19 protein-coding genes are annotated in these 22,582 nt (G+C 43.6%); 8 read left to right on the forward strand and 11 right to left on the reverse strand.

Going from position 1 to position 22,582, the window contains the following annotated elements:
- Nucleotides 1-22: 22 nt before the first annotated feature.
- From AAAH86_RS09055 to hemN, 6 genes are all read right to left on the reverse strand, one after another.
- Complete coding sequence (locus AAAH86_RS09055; protein WP_343487253.1) at nt 23-877, reverse strand: hypothetical protein; 855 nt, start codon at nt 875-877, stop codon at nt 23-25.
- A gap of 30 nt (nt 878-907) precedes the next feature.
- Nucleotides 908-2,977 (reverse strand): TonB-dependent receptor, encoded by a 2,070-nt coding sequence (locus AAAH86_RS09060; protein WP_343487254.1) that lies wholly within the window; start codon nt 2,975-2,977, stop codon nt 908-910.
- An 81-nt stretch (nt 2,978-3,058) separates the two neighbouring features.
- Nucleotides 3,059-3,439, reverse strand: a complete 381-nt coding sequence (locus tag AAAH86_RS09065; protein ID WP_343487255.1) for a hypothetical protein — start codon at nt 3,437-3,439, stop codon at nt 3,059-3,061.
- An 87-nt stretch (nt 3,440-3,526) separates the two neighbouring features.
- Entirely contained in the window at nt 3,527-3,982 is a 456-nt protein-coding gene (locus AAAH86_RS09070; protein WP_343487256.1) for a pyridoxamine 5'-phosphate oxidase family protein, read from the reverse strand.
- 3 nt (nt 3,983-3,985) lie between these two features.
- Nucleotides 3,986-4,813: a universal stress protein gene (locus AAAH86_RS09075; RefSeq protein WP_343487257.1), complete on the reverse strand. Its 828-nt coding sequence runs from the start codon at nt 4,811-4,813 to the stop codon at nt 3,986-3,988.
- Nucleotides 4,814-4,847: 34 nt separating this feature from the next.
- Nucleotides 4,848-6,206: an oxygen-independent coproporphyrinogen III oxidase gene (hemN, locus tag AAAH86_RS09080; RefSeq protein WP_343487258.1), complete on the reverse strand. Its 1,359-nt coding sequence runs from the start codon at nt 6,204-6,206 to the stop codon at nt 4,848-4,850.
- 146 nt (nt 6,207-6,352) lie between these two features.
- Here hemN and AAAH86_RS09085 point away from each other — a divergent pair, with 146 nt between their 5' ends.
- Both AAAH86_RS09085 and AAAH86_RS09090 read left to right on the forward strand, forming a co-directional pair.
- Nucleotides 6,353-8,203, forward strand: a complete 1,851-nt coding sequence (locus AAAH86_RS09085; protein WP_343487259.1) for a CBS domain-containing protein — start codon at nt 6,353-6,355, stop codon at nt 8,201-8,203.
- Nucleotides 8,204-8,205: 2 nt separating this feature from the next.
- Nucleotides 8,206-9,396, forward strand: coding sequence for a succinylglutamate desuccinylase/aspartoacylase family protein (locus tag AAAH86_RS09090; protein ID WP_343487260.1), 1,191 nt, complete (start codon nt 8,206-8,208; stop codon nt 9,394-9,396).
- 53 nt (nt 9,397-9,449) lie between these two features.
- Here AAAH86_RS09090 and AAAH86_RS09095 read toward each other — a convergent pair whose 3' ends face one another.
- From AAAH86_RS09095 to AAAH86_RS09105, 3 genes are all read right to left on the reverse strand, one after another.
- A complete protein-coding gene (locus AAAH86_RS09095) occupies nt 9,450-10,175 on the reverse strand; it encodes an energy transducer TonB (protein ID WP_343487261.1) in 726 nt (241 codons plus the stop codon).
- Between the two features lie 87 nt (nt 10,176-10,262).
- Entirely contained in the window at nt 10,263-11,027 is a 765-nt protein-coding gene (locus tag AAAH86_RS09100; RefSeq protein ID WP_343487262.1) for a DUF2490 domain-containing protein, read from the reverse strand.
- Nucleotides 11,028-11,122: 95 nt separating this feature from the next.
- Nucleotides 11,123-12,076 (reverse strand): ROK family protein, encoded by a 954-nt coding sequence (locus AAAH86_RS09105; protein ID WP_343487263.1) that lies wholly within the window; start codon nt 12,074-12,076, stop codon nt 11,123-11,125.
- Nucleotides 12,077-12,306: 230 nt separating this feature from the next.
- On the opposite strand from AAAH86_RS09105, the gene AAAH86_RS09110 reads away from it, so the two are divergent.
- From AAAH86_RS09110 to AAAH86_RS09125, 4 genes are all read left to right on the forward strand, one after another.
- Nucleotides 12,307-13,098, forward strand: coding sequence for a universal stress protein (locus AAAH86_RS09110; protein WP_343487264.1), 792 nt, complete (start codon nt 12,307-12,309; stop codon nt 13,096-13,098).
- A 17-nt stretch (nt 13,099-13,115) separates the two neighbouring features.
- Nucleotides 13,116-14,954 carry an SLC13 family permease gene (locus AAAH86_RS09115; protein WP_343487266.1) on the forward strand — a complete coding sequence of 613 codons (1,839 nt, stop codon included), beginning with the start codon at nt 13,116-13,118 and terminating at the stop codon, nt 14,952-14,954.
- 70 nt (nt 14,955-15,024) lie between these two features.
- Complete coding sequence (gene pckA / locus AAAH86_RS09120) at nt 15,025-16,638, forward strand: phosphoenolpyruvate carboxykinase (ATP) (protein WP_343487267.1); 1,614 nt, start codon at nt 15,025-15,027, stop codon at nt 16,636-16,638.
- A 13-nt stretch (nt 16,639-16,651) separates the two neighbouring features.
- Nucleotides 16,652-17,953, forward strand: a complete 1,302-nt coding sequence (locus AAAH86_RS09125) for an ATP-dependent 6-phosphofructokinase (RefSeq protein WP_343487268.1) — start codon at nt 16,652-16,654, stop codon at nt 17,951-17,953.
- A gap of 27 nt (nt 17,954-17,980) precedes the next feature.
- On the opposite strand, the gene umuD is transcribed toward AAAH86_RS09125, so the two are convergent.
- Nucleotides 17,981-18,430, reverse strand: a complete 450-nt coding sequence (gene umuD, locus AAAH86_RS09130; protein ID WP_343487269.1) for a translesion error-prone DNA polymerase V autoproteolytic subunit — start codon at nt 18,428-18,430, stop codon at nt 17,981-17,983.
- Nucleotides 18,427-19,686, reverse strand: coding sequence for a Y-family DNA polymerase (locus AAAH86_RS09135; protein WP_343487270.1), 1,260 nt, complete (start codon nt 19,684-19,686; stop codon nt 18,427-18,429). The genes umuD and AAAH86_RS09135 overlap by 4 nt, the downstream gene beginning before the upstream one ends.
- Nucleotides 19,687-19,778: 92 nt before the next feature.
- Between AAAH86_RS09135 and AAAH86_RS09140 the strand changes: the two genes are divergently transcribed.
- Together AAAH86_RS09140 and AAAH86_RS09145 are read left to right on the forward strand one after the other, a co-directional pair.
- Entirely contained in the window at nt 19,779-20,150 is a 372-nt protein-coding gene (locus AAAH86_RS09140) for a hypothetical protein (protein ID WP_343487271.1), read from the forward strand.
- A gap of 7 nt (nt 20,151-20,157) precedes the next feature.
- Nucleotides 20,158-22,467: an FdhF/YdeP family oxidoreductase gene (locus tag AAAH86_RS09145; protein WP_343487272.1), complete on the forward strand. Its 2,310-nt coding sequence runs from the start codon at nt 20,158-20,160 to the stop codon at nt 22,465-22,467.
- The last annotated feature ends 115 nt before the right edge of the window (nt 22,468-22,582 follow it).

A 22,582-nucleotide genomic window follows, 5' to 3' on the forward strand; every position in this document is an offset into this window, starting at 1 on the left:
TTTCTGTAAAAGAAAAAGGTTGCTAAAATTCCATTTCAAAATAGAGACTACTGGCCTCATTCTCTTCAGTTACGTCTTCACCTTTTAATAGTGCTCCTGAGGCATCCTTGACCTTTAGGTTGATTTTCCAATATCCGGTCATTGTCAGCGATAACTTGCCCTTGTACATGTTGTTCGAAGCGTCAAAAGTCAGGTTTTGATTATTGGGCGAGCTATGATTGCCCATGCCAGGCATTCTTGGGTCGATTTCAATCGTATATCCCTCCGCCACGGGAAAAGTCATCATGTTTTCCATTTTAAAGAGCATGGCAGAGAAGTCATTGACGGCAACCTCGGGTTTCATCGGCATCATGGCCAAAACGTAACGATTTTCATCTGCCCCTGTAAATACATTGACCCTTTTCTTGCCATCAGCAGGGGCTTTTACCTCTATGCGCTCGGCAAGGTTATAGGTCTGCCCACCAAAACTGTATTCTAGGCCAAGCTCCCAATACTCAGTGGCATTGCCAGGCATTTGAAAAATGCTGAAGCCCTTATAGACCGATGCTTCCTTGGTATTGCTTATTGTAGATTTTGGACAAGAATGTGACATCATTTCCATGTGCATCATGGGGGTCATGGTTAGAGAGGCATCCGAAATATAACTATCTGTACCGTTGTCTTTGATCCGAAAAAAGAGCTCGTTATAGCCTATGGTGTACTGGTTTTGCTTAGAATACACTTCTACAGTATGGTTGTTCGCCTCAAAACTGGATAGAAGATTGAACGCTGCCAATGGATTTTCATCAATTACAATCGGGTCATCATTGCTCTCTGAACATGCTGTGAACAAAACGGCAATTAGAATAGTGAGGGTATAAAATTTAATTGTTTTCATGATAAATGTATTTCAGAATTGTTATTGTATTTAATTGATATTATAAGTTAAAGTGGCATAAACATTACGCCCCATTCTTGGGATGTTTGCCCAATCAGTAAAGGTTGAATACCAAGTGTCGAAAATATTTTCAACACCTACCTTGGCATAGATCAAATTCCGATTTCCAAACGTGAAGTTTTTGCCCATATTCAATGAGAAAACCGTGTAGGCAGCGGTTTTGTCCTCACCAAATTCTGGATTGAAGTTTACTTGGTCACCAGCCCCTGAAAGCTGAAAAGCTGCTGTAAAACTTTTTTGGGCATATTGCAACGAGGCACTGTACGCTAGAGGGCTGATGAACGGGAGGTTTCTGCCCTCATGGTCAAAACCCCTATGGTAGCTCAATGCAGCATCGCACGACAAATGGGATGCGATTTCAAAATTAGACTCCAACGTGGCGTTATACTGGGTGGCATGATCAAGATTGGTATAGATCTTTACTCCGGCCGCACCAATGGTCATGGTGCTCAAATCTTGGGCCACTTCACCAATGATATAATTGGGCATGTGAAAATAATTTCCGCTCAGGGTGAAATTCGCCTTGCCCTTTTTCCAGCTCAATTTTCCGTTGGCTTCGTATGACTGTTCGTTCTGCATTTCAGGATTTCCGATGTAGTCATGGTTGTCAAAACTATTGAACAGATAGAAACCAAAGCCTTCAGAAACCGAAGGTGCCCTATCGCCGAAAGACAGCCCAGTTGAAACCTCAAAATTGCCCAGACTTTTACGGTAACGAACCGAAATACTTTTGAGCAAGCGAGTCTGTGAGGCTTCCATATTTGGATAGAAAATCCTCAAACTGTTCAGTCCAAATTCATCTGCGACCCGATTATCTTGAAAAGCCAATCGGCCACTTAATTTTAATTGGCCATCATTCAACTGCAGCTCATCCTCCAAATAAATTCCGGTGTTCAGTGTATGAACATCGGGCCATGTCAACATGAACATGGGGGGTTCATTGGAGTTATTGGGATACATGGTCATCTCTGCCAAAGACCGATTGTAAAATCCATCCCATTTTAAAAGCAACGAGTGCTTATCGGTTTTAAGGTTGGCTTTATTGATAAATCCATACGTGTCGCTCCAACCGGGCATGTCCATTCGAATGGGCACATCAGGCCGTTGCGAGTCGTCCATGATATGGGTAATGGTGTTGAAATAGATTTTGCTCGTAAAATCATCCAATCCCAAAAGGCGCTGGTTTTGGTATTCCGCAGAACCAATGATGCCCCTGGCCAAAGAAACATCCATTGGCAATGCAGGATAGCCTACATTTCGAGCTTCATCATAAATAAAGGATGCAGATACAGATTCATTTTTATTGATTTTAATGCCCCCATTGGCTGAAAGGTTGTATTTCTCAAATTGGGAAAAGGCAACCTCTTCACCACCGCCAGCCGCATAATTGTCTGCCTTTCGATAAATAATGTCGGCATCCACATAACTCATTTTATCGGAGTAATTGATTTCCGACCCCAAGATGCGTTGCATATTGTTGGCCTCAAAGCCCGATTCAAAACTGGTTTGCCAGCCTTTGTTTTCAAATCCGGATTTGTCCAATTGAAGGTCAATACCTCCTCCAATGGCCGAGCCAATTTCTGCACCTTCTTGGCCTGATGTTATTTTGGCATGCTGAAGGTTAGAAACATCGACATAAGAGGTGATGGGGTCCATTTTATCGGTACAGGCGGGGAAAATTCGCATGCCGTCAATGGTGATTGAAAGCCGCTCACTGGTCATGGAATTGACCATGGGTTCCCAAGCATAGGCACCTCTTTTGACCATACAGACCTTATGGCTTTTTTCTAAATAGTCATCTATAAAAGCCAAAGGTTTTGCCTGTTTCTGGTAGTCTTCTGGCATTCTTGATTTTATCAAGATCACCTCTTGTAAATGAACGGTCAGAATACTGTCTGTATGAAAAACCTCTTCGGTTTGTCCAAAGCTATTTGTGAAGCTTATCACTATTAATAGCAGGCAGCCCCAGTAAAGTATCACTGGTTTTTTGTGATGTGTTTTAGCTACCTGACAGTTCAGGTCGCCACGATAGAATTTCATTGTACAACGGTTTAAGTAGAGGTATAAAGGATACTGTCATCCTCCCCAGAGGAAGACAATGACCCAATTCAAAAAGTATACTTAAACGTGTGTTTTCGGAGGTGGGGTAGGTTGGTTGATAAAGGGGGGTGTATTTTTTTTGTTTATATAGCGCCAAGGATTTTTCTGGATTTCAGAAACTGCAACTGAAACATCAAATGCATTTGTTGTTGGGCAATGCAAAAATGGAATCCAATCACTGTTCAATTGATGGCCCTCAAACGGATTATCTTGTTGCTGTCCACTCTCTTCAGCTAACATTTTAGCCAAATAACATTTACCATCACATTGCAATTGTGGCCTATCTCGATTTTCGCAAAGATTAGTGACGATATAATCGTAATTGATGATGTATTCAGCAATGGGCCATAACGGTTTAACCAACATAATAAGAATCAGCGGTATGGCCATCACTTGCTTCATGGTTCAAAAGTAGCGGGTTTGTAGAGGTGAAAAGCTGATATATATCATAAAAGGATAAAAATGTCTTTTATTATTGGTGGCATGTGGTTACCTCTCTTTAGCCTTGCCTATAATGTCGTTAATGATAAGCTTGTACACTGTTGGCACCCCGCGATTTTCTAGGGTACTGGAAAAATCTTTTATGAACTTGGGTACGCTTACACCCTTACGTTCCATAATCTCACGAACGCCATCGGCAAAACGGCGTAGATATAGTTTGGCATCAATTCCCGTCAATTCTTCAAATCTACCCTGAACCAGTACCGATTTCCATTGCTCAATGGAATCTATTTCATCAACCTGTAGAGCAATGATGTCATATCGGCGCATCGCTTCCATTTTATGACCTTCGGCCGAATAACTGATTATGCATTTTTGTTCCTTATCATGAAAATAGGTAATGGGTACAATAAATGGACTTTGGCCAAAAATGTATCCGATTCTACCAATGAGGTTATTTCCTAAAACCTCAAGGCATTTATCCATCTCAAGATTTTTTATCATGGGCTAAATTTTAAAAGTCACCACGGGTATTTTGCTGTGGTTGGCGATGTCTTCACCGATACTGCCCAAAAAGAAATGTGACAGTCCTTTTCTGCCGTGGGTGGGTATGCCGATCATATCGGCACCGATATTTTCACTGTAATTTAAAATGCCCTTTTCGACCGAGTAGTCGTTGTAAATTTCTACCTCTAGACCAAGTTTGGCCACATTCAAAAATTTGTTAATGCGTTTATAGGCATCGTCATTGCTCAAAAAGTTATCAGCAGGAGTGTTGATATAGACCAAATGTAACTTAGCCCCCAGCATTTTTGCAAAATCGACGGCCCTTTTGGCGACATGAACACTTTCTTCTTCAAAATCGCAGGCAAAGACAAAATTTTCGGTCTTGAACCGTTCAACATTTTCTTTGTGCTTGACCACAAGTACGGGTATGTCTGAATTCCGTACCACACGTTCAGTGTTCGAGCCTATAAAAATTTCTTGAAGGCCATCCACACCGTGAGATCCCATTACGATAAGGTCTACACTATGCTTTTCAGCCACCTCATTGATTTCACTGAACACTTTGTAGTGCTTGATGATGGGGGTTATGCTGATACCTTTCAAATAAGGCTTGTCCAAGAAATCGTCAAAGCGCTTTTCGGCCACTTTCATGAGGTGTACGATATGAACCTGGGGGATGTATTCAGTGTTCGACATGATGCCCTGTGACAATTCGAGCATGTGCAGCACAAAAAGTTCTGAATCATTTTTTGCTGCCAATTTTGCGGCAACCTTTAGGGCCAGTTCAGACTGTTCTGAAAAATCTATGGGTACAATAATTCGTTTCATTTCTTTTGATTTTAGGATTTATATGATAAGTAGGTTACACAGTCATTGAAAACAATTGTGTCTCTGGTTTTTTTCGATACAATCGCATATCAAATGCCATACTGATGTTTCGAACATACGGGCGTCCTTTTTTGGTCACTTTGATTTCGTCAGGTTTGATTTCCACAAGACCATCATGCTCGAGCTCTGTCAAATTATCGATGATGTGCTGAATGTCTTGAGGGTTTAGGCTTCCCAACTCCCAAGAGGTTTCAAAACGACACATCAAATTCAAAATATGTTTGCGAAGGGTTTCATCCTCTGCATCCAACAAATGTCCTCGATATACGGGAATGATGTCATGTTCAACCAAGTGTTGGTATTCTTCAATACTTTTCACGTTTTGTGCAAACCCATACCAACTATCGCTGATGCTCGATGCCCCAAGACCGATCATCAATTGGGTTTTTGAAGCGGTGTAGCCCATAAAGTTGCGATGCAGTTTGCCGTTCGCCGCCGCTCGGTACAATGTGTCAGTTTCAAGGGCAAAATGATCCATGCCAATATCATGGTAACCAAAATCGGTCAACAGTTTTTTTCCAATTTCATATTGCAACTTCTTGTCTTCGGCATTGGGCAAATCTTCATCACGATACCCTCTTTGTCCGTTGCCCTTTCGCCACGGCACGTGGGCATAACTATAAAATGCAAGGCGGTCGGGCCTCAGTTCACTGGTCTTGGCTATGGTATTTTTTACATCGTTCAATGTTTGAAAGGGCAGGCCATAAATAATGTCATGACCCACGGAAGTATAGCCAATTTCACGAGCCCATTGGGTCACGTTTTTAACGTTTTCAAAAGGCTGTACACGACGTATGGCTTGCTGTACTTTCTCATTGTAGTCTTGAACACCAAAACAGACCCTTTTGAACCCCACATCATAGAGGGCCTGTAAATGTGCTTTGGTGGTGTTGTTCGGGTGGCCCTCAAAACTCAACTCGGCATCGGGAGCAACCTGTGCTGACCTAAAAATGCCCGAAATCAAGAGTTTCAGGTTTTCAGGCGAGAAAAAAGTAGGGGTGCCTCCACCTAAATGCAGCTCCTTAATGATGGGCCGAGTGCCCAAAAGCGTACGGTACAGCTTCCATTCTTTTAAAACAGCGTTGATGTAGGGCAACTCTACCTCATGCCTTTTGGTGATGCGTTTATGGCAACCGCAAAAGGTGCACATGTGCTCGCAAAAAGGCAGGTGTATATAAAGACTGATGCCTTCGTCTTTGCTTTCGTTGAAACTTTTTTTGACACTGGCTTTCCAATGCTTTCCAGAAAAATTGTCAACATCCCAATAAGGCACTGTCGGATAACTGGTATAGCGTGGCCCGGGAACGTTGTATTTTTGAACAAGGGTGCACATAAAATTCTGTTTATGCCAAAATTAGGAGGGGCATTTCTTAAAAAACATGATAAATGTCAGTTGTCTATCCATCCATGGCAATATGACAATTGTCATGTTTTCAACACCTTATAACATTTAGATTTGTCGGATAGCAATATCTTGACATGGGAGAGTTCATCTCAAAACACACTTTTGATGTCACTGAACGCAGTGCGTTTGTCAATCACTTGATTGATGATATCAAGGCTTTGGAGATACTGTTGCAGAAAAACCTCTTTGAGGATGATGTGGTTCGAATCGGTGCGGAACAAGAACTGTGCTTGGTTGATGGAAACCATTCACCAAAAAGCCTCAATCTTGAATTGTTGAAGAAAATCGACGATTCCCACTTCACGACAGAATTGGCAAGCTACAATATGGAAATCAATCTCGACCCCTTCGAACTTAAGGGCGATTGTTTTTCAAAAGTGGAAGCGCAGTTGCAAGAGTTGTTGCATAAGGGCACGGCAGAAGCTGAAAAACTGAAGGTCAAACTGGTGTTGGCAGGCATATTGCCGACCATAGGCAAAAACGAGGTGTCTATGGATTATTTAACCCCGATACCTCGATATTTTGCGCTGAACGAGGCCTTGACCGCCTGTAAAGGCGGTGATTTCAATTTGAAAATCCGCGGAGTAGACGAATTGTCGCTACGGCACAACACCGTGATGTTCGAGGCATGCAACACCAGTTTTCAGTTGCATCTGCAAATTCCGTCATACGACTTTATTCCAAGTTATAATTGGTCACAGGCCATAGCAGGGCCGGTACTTTCCGTTTGTTGCAATTCGCCCATGCTCATGGGCAGGGAATTGTGGAAGGAGACCCGAATCGCCCTTTTTCAGCAAAGTTTGGATACCCGAAAAACATCGTATGCCCTGAGGGATCAAACACCGCGTGTCGGATATGGAGACTATTGGGAAAAAGGGTCGGTGGCCGAAATCTTCAAGGCAGACATTTCAAAGCATCGGGTACTGTTGACCAAACCGATTAAAGAAGGATCTCTTGAGCAGTTGAAAAAAGGGCAGATACCAAAGCTGGAAGCACTGTGCCTGCACAACGGTACGGTATACCGATGGAACCGACCTTGCTACGGTATTGGCGGCGGAAAACCACACCTGCGCATTGAAAACCGCTACATTCCCTCAGGGCCTTCGGTCATTGATGAAATGGCGAATTTCGCTTTTTGGATAGGGTTGATGAAAGGCAGGCCAAAAGAATTCGATGCTATGGAAAGCCAAATGAACTTCAAAGCCGCCAAGACCAATTTTATAAAGGCTGCCCGCACCGGAAAGGAAAGTATTTTTGTTTGGAAAGACCAACAAGTCACCGCAAAGAAACTGGTGGTAAGAGAGTTGCTGCCCATTGCTTACGATGGTCTTCAAAAGTGCAAGGTGGCACCAAAAGATATCGAACGACTTCTTGGGATTATCGAAGCAAGGGCCAGAGGCTATACCGGGGCACAATGGCAGGTGAAGAACTATCGCTTGTTGCTCAAAAAGTTGAAAACAAATGAAGCGGTGCGTCAAATGACCAAGGCTATGCAACACAACCAGCAACTCGGGCTGCCCGTTCATGAATGGCCAATGATAGATGAAAAGAGTGATTTTTCTCCATCAAAATTCGAATTAGTGGAAGAAATCATGTCGACACGACTGCTCAAATTGCATGAAAGTGATTACGCCAATATGGCCTTGGCCATCATGCGGTGGAACAACATCCATCACATTCCTGTAGAAAATGATAAAGGAGAATTGTCGGGTCTTCTCACATGGAGCTATATTGAATCACTCTCATCAGCTAGGGATTTGGCCTCTGCAAAAGTTTCAGACATCATGGTAACCGATGTCAAGACCATAAATCCCAGAACAACAATAGAAACTGCAAAAAAAATGATGAGAGACCACGGTATCGGGTGTCTGCCGGTTTGTGTTGGCAATACCATGGTAGGAATCATCAGCAACCGTGACCTCTAACTATGCCCCAAATTTTCAGTAAAGCCCTTGACAAATCGTTGAACATCAATCGGATCATCGGAAAGATATCAGGAAAAAAACCAGGTCCGACCGTGGTTTTCTTCGGTGGGGTGCACGGCAATGAGCCTGCAGGGGTATTTGCCTTGCAAGAAGTGTTCCATGCACTGAAATCCAAAGAAGAAACAATCAATGGCACCCTTTATGGCGTGGCAGGAAACTTGAGTGCCCTTCAAAAACAGGTTCGGTACCAAATAGAAGATTTAAACCGGATATGGTTTCCTGAAAGGATTGCGAACTTGCCTCAAAAACAAGTAAACGAAGATGAGGCCGAGATGTTGGCGCTTTATGAACTGCTCCATGAAATTCTTGACACCGAAAAACCACCTTTTTATTTTATCGACCTGCATACCACATCAGGTCAGACCGCTCCGTTCATCGTGGTCAATGATAGTTTGTTGAACAGAAAGTTCGTTTCAAACTATCCACTGCCCATCATTTTGGGCATTGAAGAATATTTGACAGGAGCGCTCTTGAGCCATATCAATGAATTGGGCTATGTGGCCTTTGGGTACGAAAGCGGGCAGCACGATGACCCTAAAGCGATAGAAAATGCCATTGATTTTATCAATTACACCTTGGCAGTTACAGGAGCCGTTACCGCAAGTGACGATTATGTGGATGGATTGAAACTGAAAGTAAGGGAATCGAGCGGCGTCAAGCACGAATTCTATGAAATACGGTACCAGCACACCATCAAAGAGGGAGATGCGTTCAAAATGCTGCCTGGGTTCATCAACTTTCAAAAAATACCCAAAGGGAAACCTATTGCCCTCAACGGCAGTGGAATGATTTCTACAAAAAAGAACAGACGGATTTTTATGCCACTCTACCAAAACAAGGGGAGCGAGGGGTTCTACTTCATCAAAAAAATTCCTGTTGTTTTTTTATGGATTTCAAAATTTCTTCGAAAGTTGAAGGCAGACCATATTCTGGTAAGACTGCCCGGTATTGAATGGGCAACCCATAAAAAAGACACGCTGTTGGTCAACCAAAAAATAGTACGGTTTTTGGCCAAATCACTGTTTCATTTGCTGGGTTACAGAACGCGACAGTTTGATAAAGACCACCTCATCGTAAAAAATAGGGAGGCTGCCTCTAAGACCCCCCAGTACAAACAGACCACCTGGTATTAAAAAGCCCCGGGCAAAACCCAGGGCTTCAAAATGAAAAATCATAAAAGCTTTCTTTATTGCATCATAAAATTGATGGGAATGCTGTAGCCGACCTTGGCGGGTCTGCCCCGTTGCATTCCGGGTTTCATGGTGGGCAATGAGGCGATGATGCGTACGGCCTCGTCTTCCAATAATTTATCAGGACCTCTTTTGCGAAGATTGGTCACCCGGCCTTTGGCATCAATTTGAAATTGTACGAACACACGTCCTGTAATACCCATTTCAAGTGCTGCCTGTGGGTAGTTGAAATTTTCTTTGATGTGCTCTTGAATCTTCCGATTGAAGCATTCTTTTCGTTCTTCCTCGGTGGGGCAGGTCTCGCACCCAGGGAAAACAGGAACCTTTTCAATGACCGCAAAAGGCACAATGATTTCTTCTTCCTCTTCTTCGACCGCTACATCATCTACCCGTACCACGGCATCTTCAATGGCCATGTCTTGGCTACTTTCGGTGCTTTCGATGACGGTCTCCTCGACTTCCAACTCATCTTCAACAATCTCTATTATTGCCGGTGCGCTCGGCGGTGGTGGCGGTGGTGCTGTTCTTATCTGTTCGGTGATCGGAACTTCTTCCTTGATATCATCAACAACATCCAAGACCTCAACAAATTGCTCGGTGCTTTCATAGGTTTTGTGCTCTAGCAACAGCCAAGTGGTAAGAAGTGCAATGGTCAGCCCAATCATAAAATATAGGGCACTATTTCTGTTTAAATCGACATTTGGGTTCTTTTTAGCTTCCATGACATTTCACATTTATTTTGAATAAAAGTAAAAGTTGCCCCACTCAAAAAACATGATATTTGTCAAGTTTGTAATTTTTGACATTCTTTATTGAGAAATTGGCAATATCGATGTGTTGGCGTAATCTTTCTTCTTTGGCCTTTTGGTAAGATCGGTCTTGAACAGTATCGCCATTCTCACCCTATCATAATTATTTTTACCAATATGATTTTTCATGTATCCTATCTCGATATGCAAACCAGACAAAAGCTCTCGGCCCACCCCCATAAAAAATCGATTTTGGTTGATGTGGGCATTATCAAAATCAAAGAACGGCTCATTGAACATTTTTAGATAGAGGTTATCGGTGACTGGGTGTTTGAACTGAAGCCGATACCGCAACCTGTTGGTGAATATGTGGTCGTCGTATGTTGAAATCCAACGGTTCTCAAGGCGCAATCGCTGTGAAATCTTCAATTTGTTGATTTTTGAATTTAGGCAGAACTCTTCGTACAGCCAAAATTGTGTGGTCAATGTCTCAAATTCGGTATGGTCAAAAGGCTGTGTGTCTAAATAGGCAGCACCCAAGGAGAAATTGTATTTTGAATTTGGCACATAGGTGATTCCACTTCTGAAAAAAAGAAACTCCGTTTTGTAAAAACCATCGTAATAGCGAATGACGCTTTCGGTGGGTATGCTCCACTTTTCAGCAATTTTATTGTTTCCTGAAATCACGAGCCATGACCCAAAAGTATCTTCAATCTCACTTTGGGCACTCAGTGAAAAGCTGGCCATAAAATATAGGATGCAGAAAAAACGAGCTGTATTCAGAGCTGATCGGTGACCAAAACGTACCGTTTTGAATATATCCATAATTTAAGAATGGATGTTTCTTTCACGGTGCAAGTTCAGGAGGATATCCTATTGAAAATATGACCTTTGTTAGGTTTTGATTTTTTAGAGCCTGCTTATTGCTTTTCCCAGATAAGTGCCGCAGCACCACATATCGCTGCAGTCTTGCCAGACATGCCAGATTGCATGAGTTTTACTTTTCCTTTGTAGACTTCCAACAAATTTTCATTGAAATATTTTTCTAAGGGCTCCATGATCCATTTGCCGCTGTTGGTGAGCCCACCCATCAAAATGAAGGCTTCTGGCTGGGTAAATGCCGTGAAGTTGGCCAGTGCCAAGGCCATTATTTTGGCGGTGTAATCAAATGCCTTTATGGCAATGAAATCGCCCTCTTCGGCGGCTATGGTGATTTCTTCACCGTGAAGGTTGTTATAGGCAATATCTCTAAAGCGGCTGTCGACCATGTATTTGCTCTGCATGTGCAAAATGGTACGTTTCAATCCGGTGGCAGAGACATAGGCCTCTAAACCGCCCCGAACACCAAGCCCCGTCAGCCTGCCATCGCCAATGGTCATGTCAATATGCCCAAGTTCACCTGCAAAGCCATCATAACCATCAATCAATTGTCCGTTGGCCACGATGCCAGCACCGAAACCTGTACCAAGGGTAATGACAATGAAATCGGTCATGTGCCGGCCGTTTCCGAAGAGCATTTCGCCAAGTGCTGCGGCACTGGCATCGTTCATGATGCGCATGGGCATGGGCATTTTGACCTTTAACTTTTCCAGAATGGGCACAGTGCCTTTCCAAGCCAGATTGCTCGCATTTTCAATGGTGCCATTTTTACTTGAAGCATTGGGTGCACCGATACCGCATCCTATAATGTTGGGTTTAAAATCGAGTTCATCGATGAGGCCATCGACACTTTTTTTGATTTTATTGAGATAATCATCAAGGTCGTTGTGCTCTTTGGTCCTGAAGAACATTTTTGAAATGCACTCTCCTTCTTGGTTCACCAGACCGATTTTGGTTTTTGTTCCCCCTATGTCGATTCCTACTACTAAATCCAAAGTGCTATGATTTTAAATGAGGTTCTTAAAGTTAAAAATTATGGCTTTTATCGGCTAGACATTGTTCAATTTTTTACTCGATAATCGAGATTTAAATGCTCCAACGCTTATGTCGAGGTAATTTACTCGTTCACAAATATTGGCACTAATAAAATAGGGAAAGATGACTTCTGTCATATTTTGAGCTGTTGCTGCACGCTACTTTTGAATTGAAATTAAATTTCATAGGTATGCGCAACATTAAAAAAATATTGGTCCCGTTTGATTTTTCAGAAGCTTCGATCAATGCTTTGGATTACACCCTGAATTTTGTGGGATATGACCAACCCATTGATGTTCTCGTGTTGGAAGTGACCCATTCACCCTCGACAGCTACAAAGGAAAAAGAATCGGAAGAAGAATTTCAAAAAATCTTGAACACACTCAACAGGCGAACCAAAAAGAACCCCATGTTCTTGACCGTCTCGGGCAATCTCATTGAAACACTTTTGAAAACCCAACTGGAGCAGCAGATTGATTTGACCATCATGGGCACCATGGGAGAAGGTGATTCTGAAGAAGCGATGACCAACACTTCAAAATTGGTTTTGGAAGCTAATAGTCCGGTAATCTCCGTTCCGTATGGTACAGAGATAAACACACCAAAACATATAGCACTGGTGCTTGGCAAAGAAGAAATCGAGAGGCCAAAAGTGCTCGGAGTGTTACTTGATGTCGCTAGAACTTTCAATGCCAAGGTGCATGTGTTGACGATATACAAAGAATCGATATACGGTGAAAAGGCTGTAGTCGAGACCAATGAAAATACGTTGGAATATTACTTGGAGCATTTTTACGATGAACATTATTTTTCTAAGAATCAAGATATAGAACAGGGTATTTTAGAGTATATCGACAATAAGGATATTGATTTGTTGGCCATTCTGCCCAGAAACCACGCCCAAAAGACCAAGCCCTCTGAAGGTCGGCTGACAAAATTGTTGACACTGCATTCAACGGTGCCTGTTTTGACTTTGGATTAATCGTTTAATCGCTATTGATGACCACACTTCTCATCATTCTTTCCGTAACCATACTACTGTTTATCTGGGGAAAGTTTCCGCCCGATGTCGTAGCATTGATTTCTATGATCACCCTTTTTTTAACGGGAATTTTGACCGCAGAAGAGGCCCTGAGTGGGTTCAGTAATGCCACGGTGATCATGATTGCCGCCCTGTTCATTATTGGGGAAGGATTATCGAGAACGGGTTGGACCGCCCTTGCCGGGCAACGTTTTGTGAGTTGGGCAAAAAAGAGTGTTCCCAAACTATTGGTCATTGTCACTTTGGGTGCAAGTGTGCTTTCTGGGTTTGTGAGCAATACAGGTACGGTGGCAGCACTGCTTCCTGTCACGGTATCAGCCGCTTGGAGTGCCGGTACCTTGCCCTCTAAGCTGTTGATGCCCGTGGCCTTTGGCTCCAACACGGGCGGGTTGTTGACCTTGACGGGTACACCTCCCAATATTATTGCCAGTAACACCTTGATTCAAAATAATTTGGAGGGTTTCAGCTTTTTTGAGTTTTCCCTTATCGGGATTCCATTATTGATCATTGCCATTCTTTACTTCAGGTACATTGGTTATCGATTGATGCCGGCCAACAAAACCAAGGATAGGCCCGCGGATATCAATGCGGAAATGCACAAATGGATCGAGAACTACAGCATCGGTGACAATCTTTATCGGCTGCGCATTCGGTCTATGTCACCTTTGATCAACACTAAAATTAGGGATTGGAACTTTGAGGAAGATCATCATGTCTCGATAATGCGGTTAAAGCGACGACATCCAAGTCCGCTTCAACAGAAAGTGCCACTGTTTGTTGAATTACCGGAGCCAGAAACCGAAATGCGCTACCATGATATTATCACCGTAAAGGGAAAACCAGAGGATGTTGACAGGCTGGTGCTCAAATTTTCATTGGGTGTCATACCCACCCCGGCCGAAATGGATACCCTGAAGAATGAACTCATCAACCAAGAAGTAGGCATGGCCGAAATGTTCATCTCTCCCAATTCGGTTTTTGTGGGCAGGGTCATCAATTTAGGACATTACTTAAAGCAAACGGGGGTACAGTTATTGGCTGCTTCAAGAAAAAATCGCCCATTGACCGGAAAAATAAAGATTGAGGCAGGTGATGCCTTTGTGATACGGGGTACATGGGAAAATATCGAGACCCTTAAATCACTCTATGAAAATGTGGTGATCTCGGGCAGTCCTGAAGCCATGTCAAAAAATGTGACCCAATTGACCCCCAGAAGCTACATCGCCATGGGCACCTTGATCCTTATGATCTTGCTTTTGGTCTTTAAAGTACTGCCAGGTGCCATGGCGGCATTGATTTGTGCCGGTATCATGATGCTGACCCGCTGCGTGCCCATTTCTAAGGCCTATAAGGGCATTAGTTGGACAAGCGTGGTCATGATCGCCGCCATGATCCCCATGGGCTTGGCCCTGCAAAAAACGGGGGTGGCCCAAATGGCAGCAGAAGGCTTGGTCGATGCCTTGGGAAGTGTGCACCCCACGGCCTTATTGGCAGGCATATTTCTGTTGACAACGGCATTTAGCCAAACGATAAACAACTCGGCAACGGCGGTACTGATGGCGCCGATAGCCTTGATCGCAGCAAATTCTTTGGGCGTATCGCCCAAACCCTATATGATTACAGTGGCCGTAAGTGCTTCAACCGCATTTTTGACCCCTGTTGGAACGACAACGAACGCCATGGTGTTGTCCGCTGGGGGGTATTCCTTTTTGGATTACGTAAAGGTCGGTGGACCATTACTATTGCTATTTTTTATAACCACGGTGCTGGTAGTGCCGTTGGTGTGGAATTTTTAACGCGGCAGTTTTGACATATTTCGAAACAGTCGCTGATATAACTTTTAAAACTAATATTATGAATGCCGTGATGGAAAAAACGAAAGATTTGGAAAAGTACGGGCTGAAGGATGTAACGGCCCATTGGAACTTAGACGCAGAAACCCTTCAAAAGATTACAGTTGAAAAAGGTATGGGCGTTGAGTCAGAAAATGGCACATTGGCCATTAATACAGGAAAATTTACAGGGCGTTCGCCTAAAGATCGTTTTTTGGTAAAAGATGATTATACCAAAGACAGAATTTGGTGGGGGAGGATCAATAAGCCGATTTCCCCTGAAAATTTTGATAAACTTCAAGATGAAGTGGTGAATTATCTGTCGGGCAAAGAAATTTACGTTCGTGATGCTGCGGTCTGTGCCGACCCCAAGTATAAAATGAACGTGCGGACGATTACAGAGTACCCATGGTCGAACTATTTCATCAAAAATATGTTCCTAAGACTCTCTGAAGAGGAACTGAAGGATTTTGAAGAAGAATGGTTGGTATTGTGTGCCCCCGGTTATGAATGTCCCAATCCAGAGGAATTCGGAATCATTGCAGGTAACTTCTCCATTTTGAACTGGACGAAGAAAGTAGCACTGGTAGGAGGTTCTGAATACCCCGGTGAAATGAAGAAAGGTATTTTCACCGCATTGAACTTTGTTTTGCCAGTCGAAAAAGAAGTACTGCCCATGCACTGCTCGGCCAATGTTGGGGAAGAAGGGGACACCGCCATTTATTTTGGACTCTCAGGAACAGGTAAAACAACACTTTCAGCGGATCCTGACAGAAAATTGATTGGTGACGACGAACACGGATGGACCGAAGAAAACACTATTTTTAACTTTGAAGGGGGCTGTTATGCCAAAGTCATTGATTTGACCGAAGAAAAAGAACCCGACATTTACAGGGCCATTCGCCCCGGTGCCCTTTTAGAAAATGTGGTATTTAAGGAAGGCACGAAAGAGGTGGACTTTTTTGACAGTTCGATCACCCTGAACACACGGGTGAGTTATCCTATTGAGCATATCGATAACATTCAAGTGCCATCGTATGCAGGCAATCCGAAGAATATTTTCTTCTTGACCTGTGATGCCTTTGGGGTGCTGCCTCCAGTATCTAAATTGACTCCGGGTCAAGCGGCCTATCACTTCATTTCAGGATACACCGCTAAAGTTGCGGGCACAGAAACAGGAATCAATGAGCCGGTACCTTCGTTCTCCGCTTGTTTTGGCGGACCTTTTATGCCGTTGCACCCTACGGTCTATGCTGAAATGCTGAGCAAGAAAATGACCGATGCCGGCGTTAATGTTTGGCTCATCAATACCGGGTGGAGCGGTGGCCCTTACGGGGTTGGCTCACGTATCAAATTGAAATATACCCGGGCGATGATTTCCGCTATTTTGGAAGGAGAATTGGATAAAGTGGATTATGAAACACATCCCATCTTCGGCCTGCACATGCCCAAATACTGCCCTGGCGTTCCAACGGAAATTTTGGATCCCATGAACACTTGGTTGCAAAAAGGTGCGTATGTCAGTAAAGCAATCCAATTGGCGCACTCATTCCACATTAACTTTGATAAATTTGCCAGTGAAGCATCAGAGGAAATCCTAAATGGAGGCCCACTAATCGATTCACACCATGAAATGGATCATTTATAAAATGTGACCTAATATGTTCCAAATAGAAAATTTGGGAGAGGCTAAGTTTAAATCCCCCCTACAGCTAAGCACTGTCAGGGGGGATAATATCTTCAATTTTGTCAGCGACAGTGATAAATTGGTTTATGACCTCTCTATGGATGCCTACACCAACTGTCTCACAAACAATCAAGAACCCCATTGTCTTGAAAAAGCAGGGCCTCGCCAGCACTTGCATTTTGATCCCAAGCGGACCACTGCGGCCATAGTAACATGCGGCGGGCTTTGTCCCGGCATCAACAATGTCATTCGCGGCGTGGTGATGGCCTTGCACTATTTCTATGGAGTGAAACGAATTTTAGGCGTTCCCTATGGCTATGAAGGATTGAATCCAGGAATGGGCCACGGGTTTATGGAACTTACGCCTGATAAGGTGAAGGATATCCATCAGTTTGGAGGCACTATTTTGGGGTCTTCCAGAGGCGCACAAAGTGTGGGCGTTATGGTAGATACGTTGGTTGAAAACCATATTGACATTTTATTCACCATTGGTGGCGACGGTACCTTAAAGGGGGCCGATTCCATTGGGGAAGAAATCCAAAAAAGAGGGTTGGATATTGCCGTTGTCGGCATCCCAAAAACGATTGATAACGACATTGACATTATTGACAAATCCTTTGGGTTTGAAACTTCTTTTGACATCGCAAGCCCTATTTTGAGGGATGCCCATAATGAAGCGAAAGGAGCCTACAATGGGGTTTCCATCGTGAAACTGATGGGTCGCGACAGTGGTTTTATAGCAGCTTCGGCAGCATTGGCACAACCTGTGGTCAATTTTGTGCTGATTCCTGAACAGCATTTCAATCTTTATGGGGATGGAGGATTTTTGGAAGCCCTCAAAAAAAGGTTGGAGGCCAAACACCACGCCGTTATCGTCGTGGCTGAAGGTGCAGGGCAACATCTGTTTGCGAAGGAAGAAGTAAAGACCGATGCTTCCGGTAATGTACAGCACGATGATATCGGCATTTTTCTAAAAGACAAAATCAAGGAATATTTCAAGGAAACCTTTCCTGTGACCGTCAAATATATCGACCCCAGCTACATTGTCCGAAGTGCCGCGGCCAATTCTGGCGACAGTGTCTTTTGTAGTGGTTTGGCCTATATGGCCGTACACGGTGCCATGGCCGGAAAGACCAAGTTTGTTGTCGGCAGGGTCAACAATAAATTTGTGTACCTGCCCATTTCTGCAGTGACCAAAAAACGCAAAAAAATAGATTTGGAGAGCGAATTTTGGTTCGCTGTATTGCAAAGCACGGGGCAGCCTTTTATGCTTTGATGGACAAGTAGAAATGACAATGCCTTTTTATAAAGCTTTGATCACATGGGTGACAATGCCCCAGACCAACAGATTGTTCTCGTCTTCAACTTTTAGGGGTTTGTATTTTCTGTTCTCGGGCATGAGGTAGAGCCCATCTTTTTTGATTTCAAGACGCTTTACGGTGAATTCTCCATCAATAAAACAGACGGCGACTTTTCCGTTTTCAGGCTCCAAGCTGCGGTCAATGACCAAAAGATCGCCATCATCAAGGCCTGCACCAATCATCGAATCTCCGCTCACACGGGCAAAAAAGGTGGCATCCGGATTTTTGATCAGTGATTTATCCAGACTGATGCGGGTCTCCTTAAAGTCGTCGGCCGGGGAGGGAAAACCTGCGGAGACCGTATTTTTTGAGAAAGATGCCGAGATTGAATCCTCTGGTTCAAATCCATAGAATTGTAAGTGGCCGCCCCTGGTTTTTTCGTTTCGCTTCATTTTACAACAATGATCTCATCAATTCGGGTGGTATATCTTGGTGAAAGGTGTTCTTGACGCATTTTCCAAGTGCGTTTCAAATCTTGGTTTCCGATTTTCACCTTATAACTGCCCAATTTGTTGTTCAGTTTGTCCATGGCCTTCATCAGTTCATCGTGCTTCGGATTTTCTTTTTGGAACAAACCCAGCTGGCGGGCGTTGGTGGGTACCAAGCCGCAGACGACGACCCCCGCTTTTTTGTATTTGATGCCAGGTTTGAAAATGGCCTCTACGGCCTTGACCGCATGATTGGTGATGGTGAGTGTTGAATCAGTGGCGTGGGGGAGTGTCACCACTGTTCCGCTTCTATCTTGGGGGTCATTTTTTTTGTGCCTGTCACTGCGCAAAAATACCATGACCATATTACAACTGCTTTTTTGTGCGCGCAGTTTTTCGGCACAACTGCCGGCGAAGGTTGAGATACGTTCACGAATGTTCTCGATATCTGAAAAAGTGCGCTCAAAACTTCGTGTGGTCGCAATGGCCTTTTTGTCTCGGGTGTCGTCATCGAGGTCAAGGGTTGGTTTTCCCTCCAAATCCTTTTTTAGCCGAAGCCCTGTGATGCCCATCTGTTTTTTGACCCATTCGTCAGAAAGTAAGGTGAAATCGTAAGCCGTTTTGACATTCTTGGTCTGCACACGTTTTAAATTGCCGTGGCCAATGCCCCAGACCCATTCTATTTTGGTGAACTTTAGGGCATGGATTCTATCTCCCTCAGAACCGATGACGAAAACGCCATTGGTTTCATGTCGCCGCTTTTTGGCGATTTTATTGGCCACTTTTGAAAGGGCCTTTGTCGGTGCGATACCGATACTAATGGGAATGCCTGTGGATTTTTGAACCGTGTATTGAATTTTTCGTCCGTACGCATCAAAATCGTGGTTTTTAAACCCATCAAATCCCAAAAAAGCCTCGTCAATGCTGTAGACTTCCATATTTGGAGTGAAGGTGTGCAAAATGTTCATCACCCGGGTACTCATATCACCGTACAAAGGATAATTGGAAGAAAACACCTTGATTTGATGTTCTTTGCAGAATTGCCAGTATTTAAAAGCAGGAGCTGCCATGGGCAACCCCAATTTTTTGGCCTCGTCGCTGCGCGAAATAAAACAGCCGTCATTGTTCGAAAGAATGGCCACGGGCACATTGTTGTACTGGGGCTGAAAGGCTCTTTCACAAGAAGTATAGAAGTTATTGCAATCGACCAATGCAAACATGCTCTAAAATATTGAAAACATTATAAAGAGTTCTATCTGCTTCAAAAAAGCTATGATAAAATCGTAATTTTAAGATAAGTTAAGAACCTAAGATGAAAATCAGGATCAAAGACAATTCCGTTCGCTTTCGGTTGACACAGATTGAGGTTAAAACACTTTCTGAAAAAGGCCATGTTGAGGCACATACCGATTTTGGTGATGGCAAATTCACCTATCAGGTTTCGCTCAAAGAAAATCTAATAACCCTTAAAGCCAGTTTTTCAAATGGTGTTGTAGGGATGGAAGTCCCTAAAAAATGGGGAGAGGATTGGTATGAAAACGATGTGGTTGGAATTGATCATGCCCAACCACTTAAAAATGACGAAGAGCTATACCTTTTATTGGAAAAGGATTTTACCTGTCTAGACAATACCTTGGAAGATCAATCCGATAATTATCCGAATCCAAAATTACAATCCAGTTAGTTGGTCAATGGAAAAAGAAACCTCATTCAAGAGAACCATTTCCCTAACCGGAAATATTGAATTTACGGGTCTTCAAGTAAAAGAGCCCGCCTACCATGCTGCAGGTATTTTGGGGGTCAAGGAAAGCCTGCGCCATGGTTTTAAGGAAATGGGAATCGTGCGTTCCATGCGTGCCCTTCTGCAAATGAACCAGCATGAGGGATTCGATTGCCCAAGTTGCGCCTGGCCCGATCCAGAGAACCCATCAAAGATTGCGGAATATTGTGAGAATGGGGCCAAGGCCTTGGCCGACGAGGCGACCACCTCGCATATTGGACAAGCTTTTTTTGAACGCTATTCAGTAGAGGAACTTTCCCTGTTAAGTGATTACCAATTGAACAAGTTTGGGCGTATTGTGGAGCCCATGGTTTTGCGTCAAGGTAAGATTCATTACGAGCCCATTTCTTGGGAAGAGGCTTATGGGCTAATTGCCACCGAATTAAGAAAATTGAAATCGCCCAATGAAGCGATTTTCTATACCTCGGGCCGTTCGAGCAATGAGGCGGCCTTTTTATACGGAATGTTCGCCCGAGCCTTGGGCACCAATAATATGCCTGATTGCTCCAATATGTGCCATGAATCAAGCGGGGTGGCATTGAGTGAGACCCTGGGCATAGGCAAGGGCTCGGTCAAGCTAGAAGATTTCTACGAGGCTGAAGTTATTATTGTCGCGGGGCAAAACCCTGGTACCAACCACCCTAGGATGCTTTCTGCTTTGGAAAAGTGCAAGCAAAATGGCGGAAAGGTGATCAGTATCAATCCGCTTGAGGAAGCTGGCTTGGTCAATTTCAAAAATCCCCAAAAGCTGAAAGGGTGGATAGGTCCAGGAGAGGCCATGGCCGATTTGCATTTGCCCGTAAAGATCAACCAAGACATCGCCCTGGTAAAACTGATGCTGAAAAAACTCGCCGCCTTGGATGCTGAATCCAATACCATTTTCGATCACGAGTTTATAGATAACTATACGGATGGCTACCATCAATTGATTGCCGATCTAAAGAAACATGATAAAGAGGCATTGCTGAAACAATGTGGTGTTGCAGAAAACAAAATCGATGAAGCGGTAAGTCTGTTGGCCAACAAATCAAAAATTATCGTTTGCTGGGCCATGGGCCTCACCCAACATAAAAATGGGGTGGAAAACATCAAGGAATATGTCAACCTACTGTTGTTAAAAGGTGCCATAGGAAAGCCAAATGCAGGTACCTGTCCGGTTCGTGGGCACAGCAATGTGCAGGGTGATCGATCGGTGGGCATTCAGCATTTTGTGGACAAAGAACTCAATGAGCGCATCAAAAAACATCTGGGTTTTGACCCACCTAATGAAGAAGGGGTTGACACGGTAGGCGCAATGAAGGCCATGTATGAAAGCAAGGCCAAATTCTTTATGTGCTTGGGCGGTAATTTTTTGATGGCAGCCTCTGATACGAAATACACCGCAAAAGCAATTCAAAATTGTGATTTGACGGTCCAGGTCAGTACAAAACTCAACAGAACACACTTGGTCACTGGAAAAACAGCACTCTTATTGCCTACTCTTGGTCGTTCTGAGAAGGATATGAAAAACGGAAAACAACGACATTTTACGGTTGAGAATAGCATGGGCCGCGTACGAAACTCAAAAGGGCTTTTGAAACCAGCATCAGAAGCTGTCAAAAGTGAGCCTGAAATCATAGCGGGTATTGCCCATGCTTATTTCCAAGGCACCCATCCAGTAGATTGGAAGGCCATGGGTGATGATTATGGATTGATTCGCGAAAAGATTGATCAGGTGGCCAAAGGATTCAAAAATACAGAACAACGGGCCACGGGCTCCGGCTATTACCTGCCCAATAACGTACGTATTCGTGACTTCAGCATGCTGCCGGGGGGAAAAGCCCAGCTTACAGTCAACAAATTGCCAAACCATAGCTTGGACAAAGGGGAATATATACTGATGACCATTCGCTCCCATGACCAATTCAATACCACAATTTATGGTCTTGACGATCGCTACCGCGGCATATACAATGAGCGACGTGTGCTTTTTATGAATGAGGAAGATATGGCGAATGAAGGATTCAAAAAAAGTGATGTGGTCAATATTGTGAGTAACTATGACAACACCAAAAGGACCGCCCAAAAATTTATCGTACTCCCCTACAAAATTCCGAAAGGTAATTTAGCGGCCTATTTTCCAGAAACCAATGTTTTGGCGCCCTATAACCATTTCGCCGATAAGAGCAAAACTCCAATCAGTAAATCAATCATTGTAGGACTAAGGAAGGTGGCACTCTAGTTTTACAGCCAGCTCGGCAAAGAGATTTTTTGTTCTTCATATTTAGGGGTAAATAAGTCGGTTGATAAGTCTTAATTGATTGAAAAGCAAATAGGTTCTTTTATATCTAAATTTA

The organism is Allomuricauda sp. d1 (genome assembly GCF_039592695.1).
Taxonomy (GTDB): domain Bacteria; phylum Bacteroidota; class Bacteroidia; order Flavobacteriales; family Flavobacteriaceae; genus Flagellimonas_A.